The 19,521-nt window shown below is 60.7% G+C and carries 18 protein-coding genes; 12 read left to right on the top strand and 6 right to left on the bottom strand.

All coding sequences use genetic code 11. The features are described 5' to 3' along the window. Positions 1–99: 99 nt before the first annotated feature. Positions 100–318: a hypothetical protein gene (locus PSAL_RS04865; protein WP_119840135.1), complete on the bottom strand. Its 219-nt coding sequence runs from the start codon at positions 316–318 to the stop codon at positions 100–102. 43 nt (positions 319–361) lie between these two features. Beyond that, positions 362–1,369, bottom strand: a complete 1,008-nt coding sequence (locus PSAL_RS04860; RefSeq protein ID WP_119840134.1) for a GlxA family transcriptional regulator — start codon at positions 1,367–1,369, stop codon at positions 362–364. A gap of 172 nt (positions 1,370–1,541) precedes the next feature. Between PSAL_RS04860 and PSAL_RS04855 the strand changes: the two genes are divergently transcribed. Next, positions 1,542–2,909: a class II 3-deoxy-7-phosphoheptulonate synthase gene (locus PSAL_RS04855; RefSeq protein ID WP_119840133.1), complete on the top strand. Its 1,368-nt coding sequence runs from the start codon at positions 1,542–1,544 to the stop codon at positions 2,907–2,909. Positions 2,910–3,030: 121 nt separating this feature from the next. On the opposite strand, the gene PSAL_RS04850 is transcribed toward PSAL_RS04855, so the two are convergent. Then, positions 3,031–3,801 carry a PAS domain-containing protein gene (locus tag PSAL_RS04850; protein ID WP_119840132.1) on the bottom strand — a complete coding sequence of 257 codons (771 nt, stop codon included), beginning with the start codon at positions 3,799–3,801 and terminating at the stop codon, positions 3,031–3,033. A 296-nt stretch (positions 3,802–4,097) separates the two neighbouring features. Here PSAL_RS04850 and PSAL_RS04845 point away from each other — a divergent pair, with 296 nt between their 5' ends. The 10 genes from PSAL_RS04845 to phoB all read left to right on the top strand — a co-directional run bounded on the left by PSAL_RS04845 (position 4,098) and on the right by phoB (position 13,804). After that, positions 4,098–4,997 (top strand): YicC/YloC family endoribonuclease, encoded by a 900-nt coding sequence (locus tag PSAL_RS04845; protein ID WP_119840131.1) that lies wholly within the window; start codon positions 4,098–4,100, stop codon positions 4,995–4,997. A gap of 81 nt (positions 4,998–5,078) precedes the next feature. Continuing rightward, positions 5,079–5,720 carry a guanylate kinase gene (gene gmk, locus PSAL_RS04840; RefSeq protein ID WP_119840130.1) on the top strand — a complete coding sequence of 214 codons (642 nt, stop codon included), beginning with the start codon at positions 5,079–5,081 and terminating at the stop codon, positions 5,718–5,720. Continuing rightward, entirely contained in the window at positions 5,717–6,244 is a 528-nt protein-coding gene (locus PSAL_RS04835) for a gamma carbonic anhydrase family protein (protein ID WP_119840129.1), read from the top strand. The genes gmk and PSAL_RS04835 overlap by 4 nt, the downstream gene beginning before the upstream one ends. Positions 6,245–6,270: 26 nt before the next feature. Then, positions 6,271–7,308 (top strand): ATP-binding protein, encoded by a 1,038-nt coding sequence (locus PSAL_RS04830; protein WP_119840128.1) that lies wholly within the window; start codon positions 6,271–6,273, stop codon positions 7,306–7,308. Positions 7,309–7,543: 235 nt separating this feature from the next. Beyond that, entirely contained in the window at positions 7,544–8,584 is a 1,041-nt protein-coding gene (locus PSAL_RS04825) for a substrate-binding domain-containing protein (protein WP_119840127.1), read from the top strand. A 122-nt stretch (positions 8,585–8,706) separates the two neighbouring features. Beyond that, positions 8,707–10,170, top strand: coding sequence for a phosphate ABC transporter permease subunit PstC (pstC, locus tag PSAL_RS04820; protein WP_119840126.1), 1,464 nt, complete (start codon positions 8,707–8,709; stop codon positions 10,168–10,170). Then, positions 10,167–11,525 carry a phosphate ABC transporter permease PstA gene (gene pstA, locus PSAL_RS04815; RefSeq protein ID WP_119840125.1) on the top strand — a complete coding sequence of 453 codons (1,359 nt, stop codon included), beginning with the start codon at positions 10,167–10,169 and terminating at the stop codon, positions 11,523–11,525. The genes pstC and pstA overlap by 4 nt, the downstream gene beginning before the upstream one ends. 23 nt (positions 11,526–11,548) lie before the next feature. After that, entirely contained in the window at positions 11,549–12,346 is a 798-nt protein-coding gene (gene pstB / locus PSAL_RS04810) for a phosphate ABC transporter ATP-binding protein PstB (RefSeq protein WP_119840124.1), read from the top strand. A gap of 29 nt (positions 12,347–12,375) precedes the next feature. Further along, positions 12,376–13,110 (top strand): phosphate signaling complex protein PhoU, encoded by a 735-nt coding sequence (gene phoU / locus PSAL_RS04805; protein ID WP_119840123.1) that lies wholly within the window; start codon positions 12,376–12,378, stop codon positions 13,108–13,110. A 1-nt stretch (position 13,111) separates the two neighbouring features. Beyond that, on the top strand, positions 13,112–13,804 hold the full coding sequence (gene phoB, locus PSAL_RS04800; protein WP_119840122.1) for a phosphate regulon transcriptional regulator PhoB: 693 nt from the start codon (positions 13,112–13,114) through the stop codon (positions 13,802–13,804). A 245-nt stretch (positions 13,805–14,049) separates the two neighbouring features. Here phoB and PSAL_RS04795 read toward each other — a convergent pair whose 3' ends face one another. Genes PSAL_RS04795 through PSAL_RS04785 form a run of 3 tightly spaced genes read right to left on the bottom strand, consistent with a single transcriptional unit; the run spans position 14,050 to position 18,881 of the window. After that, on the bottom strand, positions 14,050–14,583 hold the full coding sequence (locus PSAL_RS04795; RefSeq protein WP_231388615.1) for a chemotaxis protein CheD: 534 nt from the start codon (positions 14,581–14,583) through the stop codon (positions 14,050–14,052). Between the two features lie 12 nt (positions 14,584–14,595). Continuing rightward, entirely contained in the window at positions 14,596–15,681 is a 1,086-nt protein-coding gene (locus PSAL_RS04790; RefSeq protein WP_119840121.1) for a protein-glutamate methylesterase/protein-glutamine glutaminase, read from the bottom strand. After that, positions 15,681–18,881 (bottom strand): methyl-accepting chemotaxis protein, encoded by a 3,201-nt coding sequence (locus PSAL_RS04785; RefSeq protein WP_147407651.1) that lies wholly within the window; start codon positions 18,879–18,881, stop codon positions 15,681–15,683. The genes PSAL_RS04790 and PSAL_RS04785 overlap by 1 nt, the downstream gene beginning before the upstream one ends. Positions 18,882–19,018: 137 nt before the next feature. Here PSAL_RS04785 and PSAL_RS04780 point away from each other — a divergent pair, with 137 nt between their 5' ends. Continuing rightward, positions 19,019–19,495 (top strand): molybdopterin-dependent oxidoreductase, encoded by a 477-nt coding sequence (locus tag PSAL_RS04780; protein WP_119840119.1) that lies wholly within the window; start codon positions 19,019–19,021, stop codon positions 19,493–19,495. The last annotated feature ends 26 nt before the right edge of the window (positions 19,496–19,521 follow it).

The raw sequence follows: 19,521 nt of genomic DNA, 5'->3' as shown, positions 1-19,521 counted from the left end.
AAGCCGCGCCATTAAGGCGCGGCCAGTCTGACAGGGAGGAAGTCAGTCCGGAACGAGCCTGAGCCCCTTACCGGACAATCCAACCTTCGCAGCAAATGGTTAAACAAGGATGAGGCCCTGCGCGCGTTCCTCAAAAAGCTTGTCGGTCATTGAACATGAGCTTCCAGAACCTTGTCTGCACACGGTTTTCCCGATCGTGGCCGCCATCGGCACCGGATATGCACCGGGGTCCTGAAAGGGCGGCGCCAGTGGCACCGCGATTGCCTGGCCGAACTTTCGGCGCAGCGGCAGAAGGTTTTCGACCGCCAAGGACATCATTGCCCGGAATTCAATCAGATCACGGCCACCCCGGACCCGGCGGTCAGATCGACAGGCGTCCGGCCTGGCTGCCCCGTTCCCGGTAGGGGGTCGTCTGATACTGCGCCCGGTAGCATTTGGAAAAATGCGACGGGCTGGCAAAGCCGCAGGACAGGGCGACGTTGATGACGCTCATATCCGTCTGCATCAGGAGGTTGCGGGCCTTTTGCAGGCGCAATTCCATGTAATAGCGTTTCGGGCTGCGGTTCAGATACCGCCGGAACAGCCGTTCCAGCTGACGCGTGGACATGCCGACATCGTCCGCGAGCAAGCCTGGGCTGATCGGTTCCTCAATATTGGCCTCCATCATCTGGATGACCTTGCTCAGCTTGGGATGGCGCACACCGATCCGCGTCGGAACCGACAGGCGCTGCGTGTCCTGGTCGGTGCGGATCGACGAGTAGATCAGCTGATCAGCCACCGAATTGGCCAGATCCTCGCCATGGTGATCCGCGATCAGCTTCAGCATCAGGTCGATGGAAGACGTGCCCCCGGCGGTGGTCATCCGGTTGCCATCGACGACGAAGACCGACTTCGTCAGGTTCACGTCGGGAAATTCCTCGGCAAAGCTGTCCTGGTTTTCCCAATGAATCGTCGCCCGCTTGCCATCCAGCAAACCAGCCCGCGCCAGCGCATAGGCAGCGGTGCAAAGCCCGCCAAGCACCAGTCCGCGACGGGCTTCGCGGCGCAGCCAGTTCATCAACCGTCGCGAACATTCGTCCTGCACCTTGATCCCCGAACAGACCAGCACGAAATCATCCCGCCCAAGCTCTGCCAAGGGGCCGGAAACCTGAAAACCGGTCCCGCCCGAGCAGGACACCATTTCACCGGATTCGCTCTGCATTTCCCACAGATACAGGGTCTGGCCAGCCATCCGGTTGGCAATCCGCAGGCATTCCATCGCCGAGGCGAAGGAGAGCAGCGAGAAATTGTTGAGAAGGACGAATACGAACCGGCGTGGCCGGGACGGCGGAACGGAAATGACCTGAACCGAGGAGCCTTTCCCGGACATCTGCTACCTGCTGATCTATCATGGCGCCGGGCGGCATCGCCCGGACGAAACTATCGGCGCATGTGGGCAGAGCCTGCCAGCGACGTCAAGCGTCGTAAATAAAATATGGTCCATTCAGCCCAAGTTCTATATAGGCTGACGCCTCAAACACCAAATGACCCCGGAGGACAAGATGGGTACCTGGCAAAAATCCGACTGGCGCAACAAGCCACGGGTGCAGATGCCTGACTATCAGGATCACGAAGCGCTCGCTGCCGTCGAGGCACAGCTTTCGAAGTATCCTCCGCTGGTCTTTGCAGGCGAGGCGCGCAAGCTGCGCGACGAGCTGGGCAAGGCTGGTCGCGGAGAAGCGTTCCTGTTGCAGGGCGGCGATTGCGCCGAGAGCTTTGCCGAATTCGGCGCCGATCAGATCCGCGACACCTTCAAGGTGATGTTGCAGATGGCGATGGTGCTGACCTTCGGCGCCAAGGTGCCGGTGGTTAAGGTCGGTCGCATGGCCGGGCAATTCGCCAAGCCACGCTCGGCGCCCACCGAAACCGTGAACGGCACCGAGCTGCCCAGCTATCGCGGTGACATCATCAACGGCTTCGACTTCACGCCGGCGGCACGGATTCCCGACGCCAGCCGCATGTTGCAGGCCTATACGCAGGCCGCGGCCTCGCTCAACCTGCTGCGCGCCTTTTCCAAGGGCGGCTATGCGGACGTCAACCGCGTCCACAGCTGGACCCTGGGCTTCACCGATACGGACGAGGCGCAGCGTTACCGCGACATGGCGAACCGGATGCAGGATTCGCTTGATTTCATGCGGGCGGCCGGCTTGTCGGGCGAAAACACCCATGAGCTTCAAACGGTCGATTTCTACACCTCGCACGAGGCCCTGCTGCTGGAATACGAAGAGGCGCTGACCCGCGTCGATTCGACCTCCGGCCGCTGGCTGGCGGGGTCGGGCCACATGATCTGGATCGGTGACCGCACCCGGCAGCCTGATGGCGCCCATGTCGAATTCTGCGCGGGCGTGCAGAACCCGATCGGCCTGAAATGCGGCCCTACGACCACGGCCGAGGATCTCAAGGTGCTGATGGCCAAGCTGAACCCGCTGAACGAGATGGGTCGCCTGACCCTGATCGCGCGCTTCGGGGCCGGCAAAGTCGGCGATCACCTGCCGCGCCTGATCAAGGCCGTTCAGGAAGAAGGCGCCAATGTCGTCTGGACCTGCGATCCTATGCACGGCAACACGGTCAAGGCGTCTTCTGGCTTCAAGACCCGGATCTTCAACAACATCCTGGCCGAAGTGCAGGAATTCTTCGCCATCCATCGCGCCGAAGGCACGATTCCCGGCGGCGTACATTTCGAGATGACCGGCAAGGATGTGACCGAATGTACCGGTGGCGTGCAGGCGGTGTCGGACGAAGATCTGTCGGATCGCTATCACACCGCCTGCGACCCGCGCCTGAACGCGACCCAGGCGCTGGAGCTTGCCTTCCTGGTCGCCGAGGAACTGACGGCCTTCCGCGAAGAACATAAAGTTGCCGCAGTCTGACCCCTGAAGGGGCGCGACGCGGAAATCGGAAGGGCCGCCCCATAGGGCGGCCCTTTTCCGTCAACCGGAGCTTTGCCCCGGACATGCGCCGTAAACGGAGCTTGCCCCGATCAGATCGGCGTCACGCATCCTTGTCGGATGTCACGACGCTCAGGTAGGGACGTGGACCGGGTTTCAGCTGGGCGCTATGTGGGGTGGAGGTCGTCCTGGACCCAGAGCGGCTTTTGAACCGGGCCGCGACGTCGTTGAACCCCTTTGACGTCGCCTTTTCCCCGGCCTGCGGCGCGGCAGTGACGCCAGCCCGGATCACGTCGTCTTCCGTCGTGGTCTGCGGGGCCATGAAATCGCCCAGCAGCGGCTTCACTTCGGTATCGACCACCTCGAAACGGCGCGGCGTGCGGCCAATCTCTCCGACCGTGGCGAAACAGCCCAGCGCGCGACTGATGTCGCCAAGGTCGCTTTTCATCGGCAAGAGAACCAGGCGCGCCGAGATCTCGGGCTTGCCTATGGCGCTTTCGGAATAGAGATCGACGGTGGCCTTGGCCGGGCTTTCAAAGACCTGTTCCAGCACGTCCCCGATCTTGTTGCGGGATGCCGGCGTCACGAAGGCGCTGATCGGCATGCCGCGCACCTCCATCCCCATCAGATCCGACAGATGCGACCCGGCGATCCGCAATCGGGCGATCCCCGGCGCCACACGTTCCAGGATGAAGGCATATTCCAGGGCGCGTTCGATGCCGCGCGGATCGATGTCCGCCCGACGCGGGACCAGCCGCCCGGCACGGATCGCTTCCCAATAGGCCTCTACTTCATTGATTGCATGGAACTTTGCTGCGTTCATGAACCCTGAAAAACTGATGACGGAATGTTCGCCGCCTCCATCCTGTGGCATCTGGATGCTCCTGCTTTGTCTATTTCGCCCCCTGTGACGATTGGCAAAGACCGTGACAGCGCCCTGTGGCACCTCATGGTTAAAGCTATCTTCATAGAGGTTACGTAAGGATTAATATGCCAGATTTGCCGTAAAATTTCGGGCAAAACCCAGCGTTTGGTTAACACTAGGCCCGGACCCGGCGCAGTTTCCCGACCTTTTCACTTTTATTTCCGGGGGTTGCGAAGAAGAGGCAGGGCGGGCGATATGATTTCGGATAGCATTTGAATGCTGCAACGCAGGAGCAGAGCAGACCCATGGCACGATCGATGACGGCCTTTTCCACCGCACAGGGCCAGGCGGGCAGCTTTCACTGGACCTGGGAGATTCGGTCGGTCAACGCCAAGGGGCTGGATCTGCGTCTGCGTGTGCCCGACTGGATTGCCGGGCTGGAAGCCGGTTTGCGCAAACGTCTCGGACAGGGAGAAACCGGACCGGCGCGGGGCAATGTGACGCTGAACCTGCGCGTGAGCCGCGACGAGGCCGCCACTGCCCTGACGCTGAATTCCGCGCAGCTCTCTGCGGTTCTGGAGGCGTTGGCGGACGTTGAAAAGGCCGCAGCGGTGCGCGGGCTGACCCTTGCGCCGTCGCGGGCCGCAGATCTGCTGCCCCTGCGCGGCGTTCTGGACACCGTCGCGGCCGAGGTCGACAGCTCGGGCCTTCTGGGTGACCTTCTGGCTGATTTCGACCCCGTGCTGGCCGATTTCATGGAGATGCGTGACCGCGAAGGCGCCGCGATTGCCGAGGTCCTTCTGGCGCAACTGGCCCGCATCGAGGCCCTGATCGCCGAGGCCGAGCGCGCCGCCAAGGCCCGCGCCCCGAAAACGGCCGACGCGATCCGCATCGCCCTGAACCGCGTTCTCGAAACCTTGCCGGGGCAGGACCCGCAACGGATTGCGCAGGAGCTGGCGATCATTGCCATCAAGTCCGACGTGACCGAAGAGCTGGACCGCCTGGGCGTCCATGTCGTGGCGGCGCGTGAACTGCTGGCGGAAACAGGGCCCATCGGGCGCAAGCTCGATTTCCTGAGTCAGGAGTTCAACCGTGAAGCCAATACACTTTGCGCGAAATCCCAGGACAGCGCGTTGAGTGCGGCGGGTCTGGAAATGAAGGCGGTGATCGACCAGATGCGCGAGCAGGTGCAGAACATCGAATAGGTCGCGGGCCCGGCCCGGTTGCCGAGCAGGGCAAAACCTGCATAACACGGGCGAAAGACACCAAACTCCGGGAAGTGGTTCATGAGCATTCGGCGCGGTCTGTTGATTATCCTGTCGTCGCCTTCCGGGGCGGGGAAATCGACTCTTTCCAAGCGGCTGCTGGCCTGGGACCCGGATATCCGGTTCTCGGTCTCTGCCACGACCCGGGCGCCCCGGGCCGGTGAAGTCCACGGACGGGAATACTATTTCCACAGCCGGGAAGATTTCGACGACCTGGTTGCCCGAGACCAGATGCTGGAACATGCCACGGTATTCGGCAATTCCTACGGCTCGCCCCGCGGTCCGGTCGAGCAGGCGATCGACGGCGGCACGGACCTTTTGTTCGACATCGACTGGCAGGGCGGTCAGCAGATCCGGACCTCGGCTCTGGGCAAGCATGTTTTGTCGATCTTCATCCTGCCACCTTCGATGATCGAACTGGAACGCCGCCTGATCAGCCGCGATCAGGACAGCGCCGAGGTGATCGCCAGCCGCATGGCGCAAAGCCTGGACGAGATCAGTCATTGGCCCGAATACGACTACGTGCTGGTCAACGAGGATCTCGAAGCCACGGAAGAAAAGCTGCGCACGATCATCTGCGCGGAACGACTGCGCCTGTCGCAACAGCCGGGCATCGTCGAACTGGTGCGTGGGCTGAACACCGAATTCGGAGACCGCACATGACGCTTTATTCGCTCGACGGCCAGGCCCCGCAAACGCCCGAGAACGGCGATTTCTGGATCGCGCCGGATGCCAATGTCATCGGCCGGGTGGTGATTGGCAGCGCGGCGTCGGTCTGGTTCGGTTGTACCCTGCGCGGAGACAACGAGGTGATCGAGATCGGCGCGGGCAGCAATGTGCAGGAGAACTGCGTGCTGCATACCGACATGGGCTTTCCCCTTCGGATCGGGCGCGATTGCACCATCGGGCACAAGGCCATGCTGCACGGCTGCACCATCGGCGAGAACTCCTTGATCGGCATGGGCGCCACGGTGCTGAATGGCGCAATTATCGGACGCAATTGCCTGATCGGGGCCGGCGCCCTGGTGACCGAAGGCAAGGAAATCCCTGATAATTCCATGGTGCTCGGATCGCCCGGCAAGGTGGTGCGCAGCCTCGGGGCGGACTGGGAACAGAAACTGCAGGCCTCGGCGCTGCATTACCAGCAGAACATGCGACGGTTCCGCGACGGGTTGACGGCGATCTGACCACGCCTGCCAGAAAAGGCGCTTTCATGACTGATACGTCCATCACTGCGCTTCTGAGCGCCATTCCCCTGCCGGCCATGCTTGTCGGGCGCGGAGAGCGCATCATCGCCGCCAACGCCCGGACCGGGTCGCTGTTCGGGCCTTCGATCACGGGGCGGCATTTCATCACCGTCATCCGCCAGCCGGCCGTGCTGGACGCGGTCGAGGCCTGCCTGCGGGATCGCCAGCCCCAGCAGACCCGCTACCTGGTGACGCGGCAGGGCGTGGAAACCAGTTACGAGGTGACCTGTTCCTACGTCGATTCCGTGGTCGGGCAGGGGGTGGTCGTCTGTTTTCAGGACATCAGCCTGCTGGAAAAGGCCGAAATCATGCGCCGCGATTTCGTCGCCAATGTCAGCCATGAATTGCGCACCCCCCTGACCGCGCTGCTGGGGTTCATCGAGACCCTGCGCGGGCCGGCTCGCAACGACGAGGCCGCGCGTGACAGGTTTCTTGAGATCATGGCCAACGAGGGCGGGCGGATGGAACGTCTGGTCAAGGACCTGCTTTCGCTGAGCCAGGTCGAGGGCGATGCCCGAATGCGGCCTACCGAACGGGTCGAGATGTTCGGCCTGATCCAATCGGTGCGCAATGCGCTGACACCGCTGGCACGCGACGCCCGGGTGCAGGTGAACCTGCGCTGCGATCAGGACGAGGTATTCGTCCAGGGCGACCCGGATCAACTGCGCCAGGTGCTGACCAATCTGGTCGAGAACGCGATCAAGTATGGCGGCGCGGGCGAGGTCGACATCACCCTGTCCGGCCCGGCCGAGATGGAGAATCTGCGCGGTCCCGGGATCTCGCTCACGGTCACGGACCACGGTCCCGGCATCGACGAACTGCACCTACCGCGATTGACCGAACGCTTCTACCGGGTGGATTCGCACCGCTCGCGCGAAATGGGCGGAACCGGGCTTGGCCTGGCCATCGTCAAGCATATCGTCAACCGCCACCGGGGCCGGATGCGGATTGCCTCGACGTTAGGCGAGGGGACCTCGATCCGGATCATCCTGCCCGCCGCCTGACGACCCAAGGGCGCAGGATATTGAACGCGCTCGGGAAATCCCGCTCCGGTCCGGAGGCGGCGCATCCCGGCGCGGGCGGTGTCCGGAGCGTTTTCAGTTCTTTACGGGCTTACCTAAGGGCATGTCATAAAAGCGTTACACTTCTGTCACAAAAGCATTGCGCGGAGTGCCTAGCAGGGGCGGTGAAGTCACTGCCTCTCACCGGGTGACTCAACCAAGTTTACAGGAGCAAACCATGTCCATCATGAAACTGACCGCATCTGCTCTCGCCGTTGCCGCAGTCTCTGCCACTGCCGCTGCCGCCCGCGACCAGATCCAGGTTGCAGGGTCCTCCACCGTTCTACCCTACGCCTCGATCGTGGCCGAAGCCTTCGGCGAAAACTTCGAATTCCCGACCCCGGTCGTGGAATCCGGTGGATCCTCCGCCGGCCTCAAGCGTTTCTGCGAAGGTGTTGGCGAAAACACCATCGACATCGCGAACGCCTCGCGCGGCATCCGCGAAAAGGAAATCGCGGCCTGTGCCGACGCCGGCGTGACCGACATCATCGAAGTCCGCATCGGCTATGACGGCATCGTCTTTGCCTCGCAGCTGAACGGCCCGGAATTCACCGCCTTCGAGCCTTCCGACTGGTTCAACGCCCTGGCGGCCGAGATCCCCATGGACGGCGAAATGGTCACCAACCCCAACATGACCTGGGACGAAGTGAACGCCGATCTGCCGAGCGAAGAGATCATGGCCTTCATCCCCGGCACCAAGCACGGCACCCGTGAAGTCTTTGAAGAAAAAGTCCTGCTGCAGGGCTGCGAAGACACCGGCGCCATGGCAGCCATGGCCGAGCTGGGCATGGACGAAGATGCTGTCGAGCACGCTTGCATGGCGGTCCGCACCGACGGCAAGTCGGTCGACATCGACGGCGACTACACCGAGACCCTGGCCCGCATCGACTCCAACCCGCATGGTCTGGGTGTCTTCGGTCTGGCGTTCTACGAGAACAACACCGACAAGCTGAAGGTCGCCACCATGACCGGCGTCGAACCTTCGACCGAAACCATCGCCTCGGGCGAATACCCGGTGTCGCGTCCGCTGTACTTCTACATCAAGAAGGCACACCTGGGCGTCATCCCCGGCCTGAAAGAGTTCTCCGAGTTCTTCGTTTCCGATGACATCGCAGGCCCCTCCGGCCCGCTGTCCGCCTATGGACTGGTGTCCGACCCCGAGCTGGCCGATACCCAGTCGATGGTTGCCGACGAAGAAACCATGGGTTCGAACATGTAATCATGTTCCGGGCGATGCGGATCCCCTCGGGTCCGCGTCGCCTGATTGCCGGACCATGGGGGCAGGGCGGATGTCCCGCCCCCATGGTCCGGCAGATTTTCACTTTTTCCAGCGAGTAACTCATGCCGGCTACCTGGATTTTTCTGATCGTCCTGGCGCTTGCCGTCATCGGCTTCGTCCTGGGACGCCGCCGCGCCCTGGCGTCGGCCGGTGGAGACAGTCGTTTTCTTCACTCCCTTCCTTCTTATTACGGGACCAATGTCGCGCTTTTCGTGACCGTCCCGGCGCTGATCGTTCTCGGGGTCTGGCTGATTGCCCAGCCGACGGTCGTTGAACGCAGCACCCAACACATGATCCCGGAAACGGCCTATGAGACATCCGGCGCGTTGAGCCTGATGATGTCCGATGTACGCCGTGTCGCCTTCGGTCTTGAAATGGCGCTGTCCCGTGACGCGGTCAGCCCCGAGGAGCTTGAGGCGCTGGATGCGGATGCCACCGATATTCGCGCCATCCTGGCCTCGGTCGGAATCGCCGTCGGTTCCGACATTACGCCGGTGACGCTGGAAGCCGCCAAGCGGTTCCGCAGCCTGAACGACACCGCCAACCTGCTCCGCAGCATCGTCGTGTTGCTTTTGGCCGCAGGTGGTCTGGTGCTGGCCCTGAGCCGGACCGACAAGGATTACCGTGCCCGCAACTCCGTCGAAAAGGTGATGCTGGCGCTGCTGATCCTGGCGGCCTCGCTCGCCATCCTGACCACGGTCGGCATCGTCTTTTCCCTGCTGGCGAACACGATCCAGTTCTTCCGGCTCTATTCCGCCTGGGATTTCTTCTTCGGCACGACCTGGGCGCCATCCTTCGGCGGGGGATCCGAACTGGGCATCCTGCCGCTGCTTTGGGGCACCTTCTACATCTCGCTGATCGCGCTGGCGGTGTCGGTCCCGATCGGGCTGTTCGCGGCGATCTACCTGTCGGAGTATGCCTCGCGCCCCGTACGCAGCTTTGCCAAGCCATTGATCGAACTGCTGGCGGGTATCCCGACCATTGTCTACGGGATGTTCGCACTGCTGACCGTCGGCCCGCTGCTGCTGGACGCCTTCGGGCCCGGCACCGTCGGTTGGATGTCGGGTGGCACCGCCGTCATGACCGCCGGCCTGGTCATGGGGATCATGCTGATCCCCTTCGTCAGTTCGCTGTCCGATGACATCATCAACGCCGTGCCGCAATCCATGCGCGACGGCTCCTACGGGCTGGGCGCCACCCGGTCCGAGACCATCCGCCAGGTCGTCATCCCGGCCGCGTTGCCGGGGATCGTCGGCGCTGTGCTGCTGGCCGCGTCGCGCGCCATCGGCGAAACCATGATCGTGGTTCTGGGGGCAGGGGCCGCGGCACGGCTCAGCATGAACCCCTTCGAAGCCATGACGACCGTCACCGCCAAGATCGTCAGCCAGTTGACCGGGGATGCGGATTTCGCCAGCCCCGAGGCACTGGTTGCCTTCGCGCTCGGCATGACGCTCTTTGTCATCACCCTCGGCCTCAACGTCTTCGCGCTCTGGATCGTGCGCAAATACCGGGAGCAATACGAATGACCGACGCAACCGTCTCCGGTCCGACTCCGACCGCCGGCACGCCCGGATCACTGCTGAGCCAGGATACCCGCACCCGCCGCCGTAATGCTGCCGAACGCCGGTTCCGCTGGTACGGCATGACGGCGGTCGGGATCGGCCTGGTCTTCCTGGTCATCTTGCTGGTCGCCATCGTGCGCAACGGCATCCCGGCCTTTACCCAGACCTTCATCGAAGTGCCGGTCCACCTGTCCCAGGAAAAGCTGGATCCCGATAACACCGGCGATATCAACGTGATCAGCAAGACCACGACCTTTGGCTACAACGGTATGATCGACCAGTCGCTGGTCGATCTGCTGGACGCCCAGGGGATCGAAAACACCTTGGCCAAGCCAGCGGACCTGCGCAAGCTGGTGTCCTCGGCCGTACCGGCGCAGGTGCGTGACTACGTGCTGAGCCATCCTGATCAGGTCGGCGAGACCGTCGATTTCAAGGTTCTGGCCTCATCCCGTGTCGATGGCTACGAAAAGGGCCGGGTGACGCGCGAGGCGCTGGCACGCGACAAGAACCTCGACGCCGCCCACCTGGATCTGACGGACGAGTTGCGCGAGGCCGGGCTGCTGCGCCGTCAGTTCAACTGGTCCTTCATCTTCGGCACCGACGCCTCGGAAAGCCGCCCGGAACAGGCGGGTATCGGGGCCTCGATGGTCGGGTCCTTCTTCATGATGCTGGTTGTGCTGTGCCTGTCGCTGCCGATCGGCGTCGCGACCTCGATCTACCTCGAGGAATTCGCGCCGAAAAACTGGTTCACGGACGTGATCGAGGTCAATATCTCGAACCTCGCGGCGGTGCCGTCCATTGTTTTCGGCATCCTTGGTCTGGCGGTCTTCATCCAGTTCATGGAATTGCCACAATCCGCGCCGCTGGTCGGTGGGCTGGTGCTCACGCTGATGACCCTGCCGACGATCATCATCTCGACCCGTGCCTCGCTGAAATCGGTGCCGCCGTCGATCCGGGACGCGGCCCTGGGTGTCGGTGCCTCCAAGATGCAATCGGTCTTCCATCACGTGCTGCCGCTGGCCATGCCGGGCATCCTGACCGGGACCATCATCGGCCTTGCACAGGCGCTTGGCGAAACAGCGCCGCTGCTGCTGATCGGGATGGTGGGCTATATCGCCTCCAACTTCCCCGATGGGGTTGCTTCGGGCTTCCTTGATCCGAATTCGGCCATGCCGGCACAGATCTACGAATGGGCGAAGCGCGCCGACCCGGCCTACTACGAACGCGCATGGGGAGGGATCATCATTCTGCTGATCTTCCTTCTGAGCATGAACATCATCGCAATCATTCTGCGGCGCCGCTTCGAGCGTCGGTGGTAAGAGGTATGGAAGGGAGTAGGACCATGTACGACTCGCCCGCCCTGGAGAGCAAAGTGGACAGCAAGACAATCAAGATTTCCGCCAACAATGTGCAGGTTTTCTATGGGGAGACCCATGCGATCAAGGACGTGGATGTCCGGATCGAGGAAAACACCGTGACCGCCTTCATCGGTCCCTCGGGCTGCGGGAAGTCGACCTTCCTGCGCTGCCTGAACCGGATGAACGACACCATCGACATCTGTCGCGTCGAAGGCGAGATCCTTCTGGACGACGAGAATATCTATGATGCCCGCGTCGATCCGGTGCAATTGCGCGCCAAGGTCGGGATGGTCTTCCAGAAGCCCAACCCGTTTCCGAAGTCGATTTATGACAACATCGCCTACGGCCCCCGGATCCACGGGTTGGCCAAGAACAAGGCCGACCTCGACGAGATCGTCGAAAAGTCGCTGCGTCGCGGGGCGATCTGGAACGAGGTCAAGGACCGTCTGCACGCGCCCGGCACCGGCCTTTCCGGCGGCCAGCAACAGCGTCTGTGCATCGCGCGGGCCATTGCGACCGAACCAGAAGTCCTGCTGATGGACGAACCCTGTTCCGCACTCGATCCGATCGCGACCGGCCAGGTCGAAGAGCTGATCGACGAACTGCGTGAAAGCTATTCGGTGGTGATCGTGACCCACTCGATGCAGCAGGCGGCCCGTGTCAGCCAGAAGACCGCGTTCTTCCATCTTGGAAATCTGGTCGAATTCGGCGCAACCTCGCAGATCTTCACAAATCCCGTTGATCCGCGGACGGAAAGCTACATCACCGGCCGTATCGGCTGAATCACCCCGACGAGCAGGGAGACCGAGACATGTCGCAGCATATTGCGAGCATTTACGATCGTGATCTGGAAGGTGTCCAGGCACGCATCATGAAGATGGGCGGCCTGGTTGAACAGGCGATCCAGGACTCCAGCAAGGCGCTGGAAACACGAGACGAGGAACTGGCCGAGAAGGTTCGCCAAAGCGATATCGCCATCGACGAACTGGAAGAGATGATCCACGAGGAAACCGCCCGGATCATCGCCCTGCGGGCGCCGACCGCCGGGGATCTGCGGGTCGTCCTGTCGATCATGAAGATTTCCAGCAACCTGGAGCGGATCGGCGATTACGCCAAGAACATGGCCAAGCGGACCAGTGTTCTGCTGCAGATGACGCAGATCACCGGCGCGCATTCCGCGTTGCGCCGCATGGCGCGCGAAGTCGAAAGCATGTTGCAGGATTCGCTGGACGCCTTCATCCAGCGGGATCCGGTCCTGGCCCAGGACGTGATCAATCGCGACCGCGACGTGGATCAGATGTACAACGCATTGTTCCGCGAATTCCTGACCTTCATGATGGAAGATCCGCGCAACATCACCGCCTGCATGCATCTGCATTTCATGGCCAAGAACACCGAACGGATGGGGGATCACGTGACCTCGATCGCGGAGCAGGTGATCTATCTGGTGACCGGCGATACCCCGGACGAGGAACGCCTCAAGGGCGACAAGACCTCGGTCGATCCTTCAATCGCTCCGCCGGCGCCATCCCACGGAGGCAAGTAAGATGCCTGCCGATCAGCAACCGACCGTTCTGGTTGTAGAAGACGAACCGGCGCAACGTGAAGTCCTGGCCTATAACCTGGAAGCCGAAGGTTTCCGGGTGTCGCGGGCCGAGAATGGCGAAGAGGCGATGCTTCTGGTCGAAGAGGTCGCGCCGGATATCATCGTTCTCGACTGGATGCTGCCCAACCTGTCAGGGATCGAGGTTTGCCGTCAGTTGAAGATGCGTTCGGAAACCCGGACCGTGCCGATCATCATGCTGTCTGCGCGCTCGGAAGAGGTGGACCGGGTTCGGGGCCTCGAGACCGGCGCGGATGACTACGTGGTCAAGCCGTACTCGGTAATCGAACTGATGGCGCGGGTGCGTGCGCAACTGCGTCGCACACGGCCGGCTTCGATGGGTGAGCGGCTGGAATACGATGATATCCTGCTTGATGCGGAAACCCACCGGGTGATGCGCGATGGCAAGGAACTGAAACTTGGCCCGACCGAGTTCCGGCTTCTGTCGACCTTCATGGAAAAGCCCGGCCGCGTCTGGTCGCGGGAACAGCTTCTGGATCGTGTCTGGGGGCGTGACATCTACGTCGATACACGGACAGTGGATGTGCATATCGGCCGGTTGCGCAAGGCCCTGTGTACCCACGGCGGAGACGATCCTTTGCGCACGGTACGCGGTGCGGGCTATGCGCTTGGTTAAGGGAACTGGTCACCTGCGGATGGCCCAGTGACTTACTGATAATCGGTATTATGTAAATATTACCTCCACCGAACAGATATTCCTTGTTCAGGTCCCACGTTGCGAAGGTTCTGTAAGTTACTGTTCGCGAGAGGTTTTCAACACCATGGACTCGCTGGAGGTCTTCGGACATCTCCTGCGGGTCTTTTCTCCGTTTATAGATTGGCCCAGCCAGTTCTCGCTGGAAGGAAAGCCAATTTGGAGAGTCAGAACAGTTCCACACCGTTGCGCACCGGTTTCTCTGGCGGCTTCACCGGTTGCAGGACCTCCGGAGCCCCGGCGACTGTCCGCTGCATTACGCGTCCCTCGGATGGAAAGAACTTGATCTGCCGCGCTGCATTGCCGCCAAGGCTTTTGCCCAGACACGGGATGCCTTCCTTTTCGAGGAACTCGACAATGAAGGAGCCGTTACTTTGACCGATGTCCGACAGGCCGTTGATCATCCGGGCACCGCCAAAGACTTTTGCGTTGAAGCGTGTGCGGTCGGCCCCCAGACGTACCAGTCCGTTAATCAGCAATTCCATCGCATTGACGCCTGCATAATCGTTCGTACCACCAGAGGTTTGCGAGCGCGCGACAAGGATGTGGTTCATCCCGCCAACCTTCCTTACCGGATCCCAGATACAGGTGGCGATGCATGACCCCAGAATGGTCGTGATGACGCCACCTTCATGATCGGATACGGCATATTCGCCCTGGGTGATGTTGATGTTTGGCCCTCGGCCTGCCGCTCTTTTCACATCATGCTCCTGTTAGCTACGCCGAGCATCGCAACTTGCACAAATTGCCTTGGCGATGGCCGTCAAGGGCAATTGTTCGTCGAGGATGCCCATCTCCGAGGCCGCACGCGGCATACCATAGACGACGCAGGTTTCCTCGTCCTGGCCGATGCAATAGGCACCGCGTTGTTTCAATTGCTTCATCCCATCAGCTCCATCCTTGCCAATGCCGGTCAGAAGAACGGCCGTCACGGTTTCCGCAGTGTCGCCCGCAGACATGAAGAGTTCGTCTACGGACGGAATATGCCCGTTGCGCTTGGGACCGATGATTGCCGCGATCTCGAAACGGCGGCCCTTGCGACGGATGCCTGTATGCTCTGTTCCGCCGGGCGCCAGGTAGACATGCCCCTGTAGCAGTTCCATGCCGTCCTGCGCGACCCTGACGTTTTGCGGAAGAAGGTCATCCAACCTTTTGACAAAGCTTATCAAAAAGCTCTCGGGCATATGTTGCGAGATCACGATGGGTGGGCAATCCTCCGGCATTCGGCGCAACACTGTTTCGACGGCCGCCACGCCACCGGTGGAGGCGCCAAGAAGGACGATCTTGCCGTTCCAGCGATACAACGTTTCCCTTGTCACCGCCTGATCCATGACTTCGTCATTCATCGAAGGGACCTTGGAACGATTGAAGCGGGTTGCTGTCACAAGTCGTCCGGCAAGCTTTTTCAGGGTTTCCGCGTCCAGGCCGGTGGTTGGCTTGGGCATGACGTCGACCGCACCAAGGGACAAGGCCCGAATGGCATGTTCACTGCCCTGGTGGGTCAGCGAAGAGAACATGATCACTGGCATGGGCCGCAGACGCATCAGACGTTCGAGAAAGTCGAGCCCGCTCATCCGGGGCATTTCCACGTCAAGTGTCAGGACGTCCGGATTCAGAGTCTTGATCAATTCCCGCGCTTCGTAGGCGTCATCGGCGGTGCCGACAACTTCGATCCGGTCGTCTTGCGACAAGGCGTGGCGAATTAGGCTTTGAACAGAATGCTGATCGTCGACGATGAGGACGCGGGTCTTTTTGCAATCTCCGTCGGATCGGCTGCCGGGCAGCGACGGCGTGGGCATCAGAAATCTTCCCAATCATTCGCCTCTGACCTCTCCTTCGAAGACACCGCGAGATTCCCCTGCAGCGATAGCCTCTGCGACTGGGGGCGGCCGGACGGCTGCGGCGCGAGGGTGACCTGGGCATTCCCCGTCCCGATCTGGAAGTGGCCGATTGTTTCCGTCAAGCGTGTCGCGCGCTGTGCAAGTGCGTGGCTGGCAGAGGTGGTTTCTTCGAACATGGCTGCGTTCTGCTGGGTTACATGGTCGATCTGGTTCACCGCGGAATTGACCTGAGCAAGCCCGATCGACTGTTCCTTGCCAGCTTGGGCGATTTCCGCGATATAGCTGGAAATATCCGAAATCGAGCTGACAATCGTCTTGAGGGTCCCGCCCGTAACCCCGACCAATTCGACGCCCCGCGTTACATGTTGCCCCGAAACGGTGATCAACTGATTGATTTCGGCGGCGGCATTCGCGCAGCGCTGTGCCAAAGCCCGGACTTCAGTGGCAACAACCGCAAATCCACGACCCGCTTCCCCTGCCCTTGCAGCCTCGACGCCGGCATTCAGCGCCAGAAGATTGGTTTGGAACGAGATATCGTCGATCACCGAAATAACCTTACGGATTTCATGGGAAGACGCTGCGATTTCGGCCATGGCGGATTCTGCTTCGTCGACAACCGTACCGCTGGATTCCGCGCTGGCGCGCGCTTCGGTCACCACCTCGTTGGCTTTGGCCGCCCCTTCGGCAGTTTGGGAGATATTAGCGGTCAACTCGTCCAAGCTTGCGGCGGTTTCCTGCAGGGTCACGGCCTGACGTTCCGTTCGCACGGACATTTCGTCGGCCGCCCTGACGATTTCAGCGGTTTCCTGATGCATGGCCGTCGTCTCACCAGAGATGTTCCGCATCGCATGGGTCAGGTTTTCGAGCGCGGCGTTGAAATCTTTGCGCAACTGTTCGTACTCAACATCGAAAGGCTCCTGCAGGCGGGATGTCAGGTCCCCGTTGGTGATATCGCGCATGCCAACCCGAAGGGCCTCGACCACGGTTTTCTGCGCCTCCTGCATTGCTTTCTGGCGGGTCTCAGCGGCTTGTAGTTCCAGATGCGCGGCGGTGACATCGGTGCAGATCAGGGTTATGCCCGATGTTTCCTGGCGGCGGTCCAGAACCGGGTAGATCCCGCCATCGACAATGGCATCGGAACCGTTCTGGCACTTGACCAGGAACTTGCCTTGTATGACATCACCCCTTTTCGCGGTTTCCAGAATGGCTGCGCGATCAAGCTCGCCTTCTTCCATCCGCAGGAAGTCGGCGAAATCCACGCCAGTTATGGTGTCCGTGCCCATTGAAGTCAGTGCGAGGAAATTCTCGTTCACTTGTTGGGTCGCACCCGAGATCTCGAACTCGGCCATGATTTGGCCGCCTTCGATGGCATTCAATACGGCCGTCTTGCGCCGTTCTTCGGTCACGTCAACCCATTCCACCACAAGGCCTGCTATTGCGTTCTGGTCATTCCAGACTGCATTGATCTCGATTTGAATATGCGCTGACCCGACGCGCATGTCGGTCCGGAAGGGTAGCTGGTCAGGGCGTTCGATCAGGCCACGGATCATGTCTGGTTTCGCATGAAATCGGTCCATGTTCGTGCCTATCAACCGGTCAGGATCAAAGGTGCTCAGAACGGTTTGGAAATCTTCGACCCGGACGCGCATCATCTTCTTGACCGCTTCGTTCATGAAGGTGATCGTGAAATCATCGTCAGTTATCATGAGAGCGGCCGAGGTCGCCTCGAGTGCGGCGCTCTTGAAGGACATCTGGTGGGTTAACAGATGGATTTCCGACAGTCGTTCGCGCAATTGTTCCAACGAACGCCCGATATCCCCGATTTCGTCGGCACGGTCCGTATGGGGCACCATGATATCGTAATTGTCGTCGCAAACATCCTCGATACATTGCGCGACATCGCGCAGGGGCAAGGAAACGCCCATCGCAATGACCAGACCGATAGCAGCCGTCACGGCAAGGATAAGGGCACCGAAGATCAACGAGTTCGTGGTGTGATTGGCGACGGACGCGAGGATCTCGGCGCGGTTCTTGCTGGCAATGGAAATCCAGTCTGCCGAGAAAACCTCAACCGGTGCAAATGCGGTCAGCTGGTTTTTCAGATCGGTCATGGGCAGATCGGTTTCAATGATACCACCGCCGGTGCCGAGCGTGTCGCGAAGCGGCGTATCCAAGGGCAGCGGATCATTGTGCCAGCCCTGTGCCTTTGTCCGGGCGACACCATCGTACCCGATTGCAAAGCTCTGCCCGGTTTCGCCCAAACCTGCGCTTTCACCGATCTGGCCCGTCAGGGTTGCAGCGGTGATCCGGTAGGCGATGGCTCCCAAGATCTTGCCGTCACCGCCGCTGATCGGGGCAACAAGGAAGGAAGATTGTTCTGCCGAGGTTGAATATTCGAAGAAATCGACAAAGCTGGCCTCGCCCTGGGACCCGCTGGACAGAGCACCTGCGACCATTTGATAGAACGGATTCTGGCCTGCATTCCCGATGTTCTGCGCGAAATCATCCTGCTTTGCGGCAGAGTACAGTATGTTTCCGCTGGCATCGACGAGATAAATATCTCGGTATCCGCCACGTTTCATGAGGAAACGGAAATGGTTGTGAAAGCGCGCATGGGCACGGGAATAGACCGACCCGTCACCGGCATCCTCCAGAGCGGCGCGCTGGAAAGGCGGCAGCGGGCTGTCGGTTACATACAGGCGCAATATCTGGTCGGCGGCCGTAGGGCCCATCACTTGCCAGCCGGCCGAAAAGGCGCGTAACGCATTGACCAGAAGCGGGCTTTGAGCCTGCATCAGCAGATCGGTCTCGACCTCGTTGGCCCAGGCTTCCATGGCGCGGGCCTGGGTTTGAGCAACGTCAAGAAGGTCGGATTCTCCGGCTTCCAACAGGGTATTCTTGGCGGAACTGTTCGCATAGAGGCCAAGAACCCCAAGTGAGATCGCAACCAGCAAGAGGAAAGCGATGGGTAGCCGGATTGCGATGCGGATCTTGGAAAGCCCCATGAATAACCCCTGAATGCCTGGCAAAGCGACCCTGGTGAAGAGATCGCGTTCAACGTGCCGGAGGTATGAGGCGGCAGGCGTGAAAATTGATTTAACCCGGAGCCTGTCCCGCGCATGGCCATTCCGGAATTTATCGAAAATTCGCAGTGCCAAGCCGCTGGATCAGAAGATTACAAAGGGAATTTACTGCCGCCGACAGATTAAATTAAGTTATGGTAGGTAACCGGAATACATGAACGTCCGACGCCAGCCAGGTCCTGCCGCGGCGATCGGACTTGAAAGGATACGCTATGAAAAACTTGCTCACAGTCATTTGGATTGGGCTGCTTGGTCTTTTTCCAGCGCTGGCCAATGCCGAAGACCGGCCCTTGCTGACCGTGACCCTGCCGGATCGGGTCGTCGAAATGACAGCAGACGACCTGGCCGCCCTGCCGGTTTCGAAATTCGAGACAGAGACGATATGGACCGAGGGCGTGCAACAGTTTCTCGGCGTTCGGATGGTGGACCTTCTGGCCCATTTCGACATCGATGAGGGAACGTTGCAACTGACAGCTGCAAACGACTATTCCATCACCTTGCCCGTCGACAGCTTCCGGGCGGATGGTGCGGTCCTGGCCTACGAGCGCAATGGCGCGCCCATGACCCTGCGCAGCAAGGGACCACTCTGGCTGGTCTATCCCTATGATTCCTCGTCCGATTTCCAGACCGAAGTCATCTATTCAAACTCGATCTGGCAGCTCGACAGAATTTCACTGATTGCCGAATAGGAGCATCATCCCGGGCCGGATGTTGC

It is taken from the genome of Pseudooceanicola algae (assembly GCF_003590145.2).
GTDB classification, from domain to species: Bacteria; Pseudomonadota; Alphaproteobacteria; order Rhodobacterales; family Rhodobacteraceae; genus Pseudooceanicola; species Pseudooceanicola algae.
This window is presented reverse-complemented; position numbering and strand designations above follow the sequence as displayed.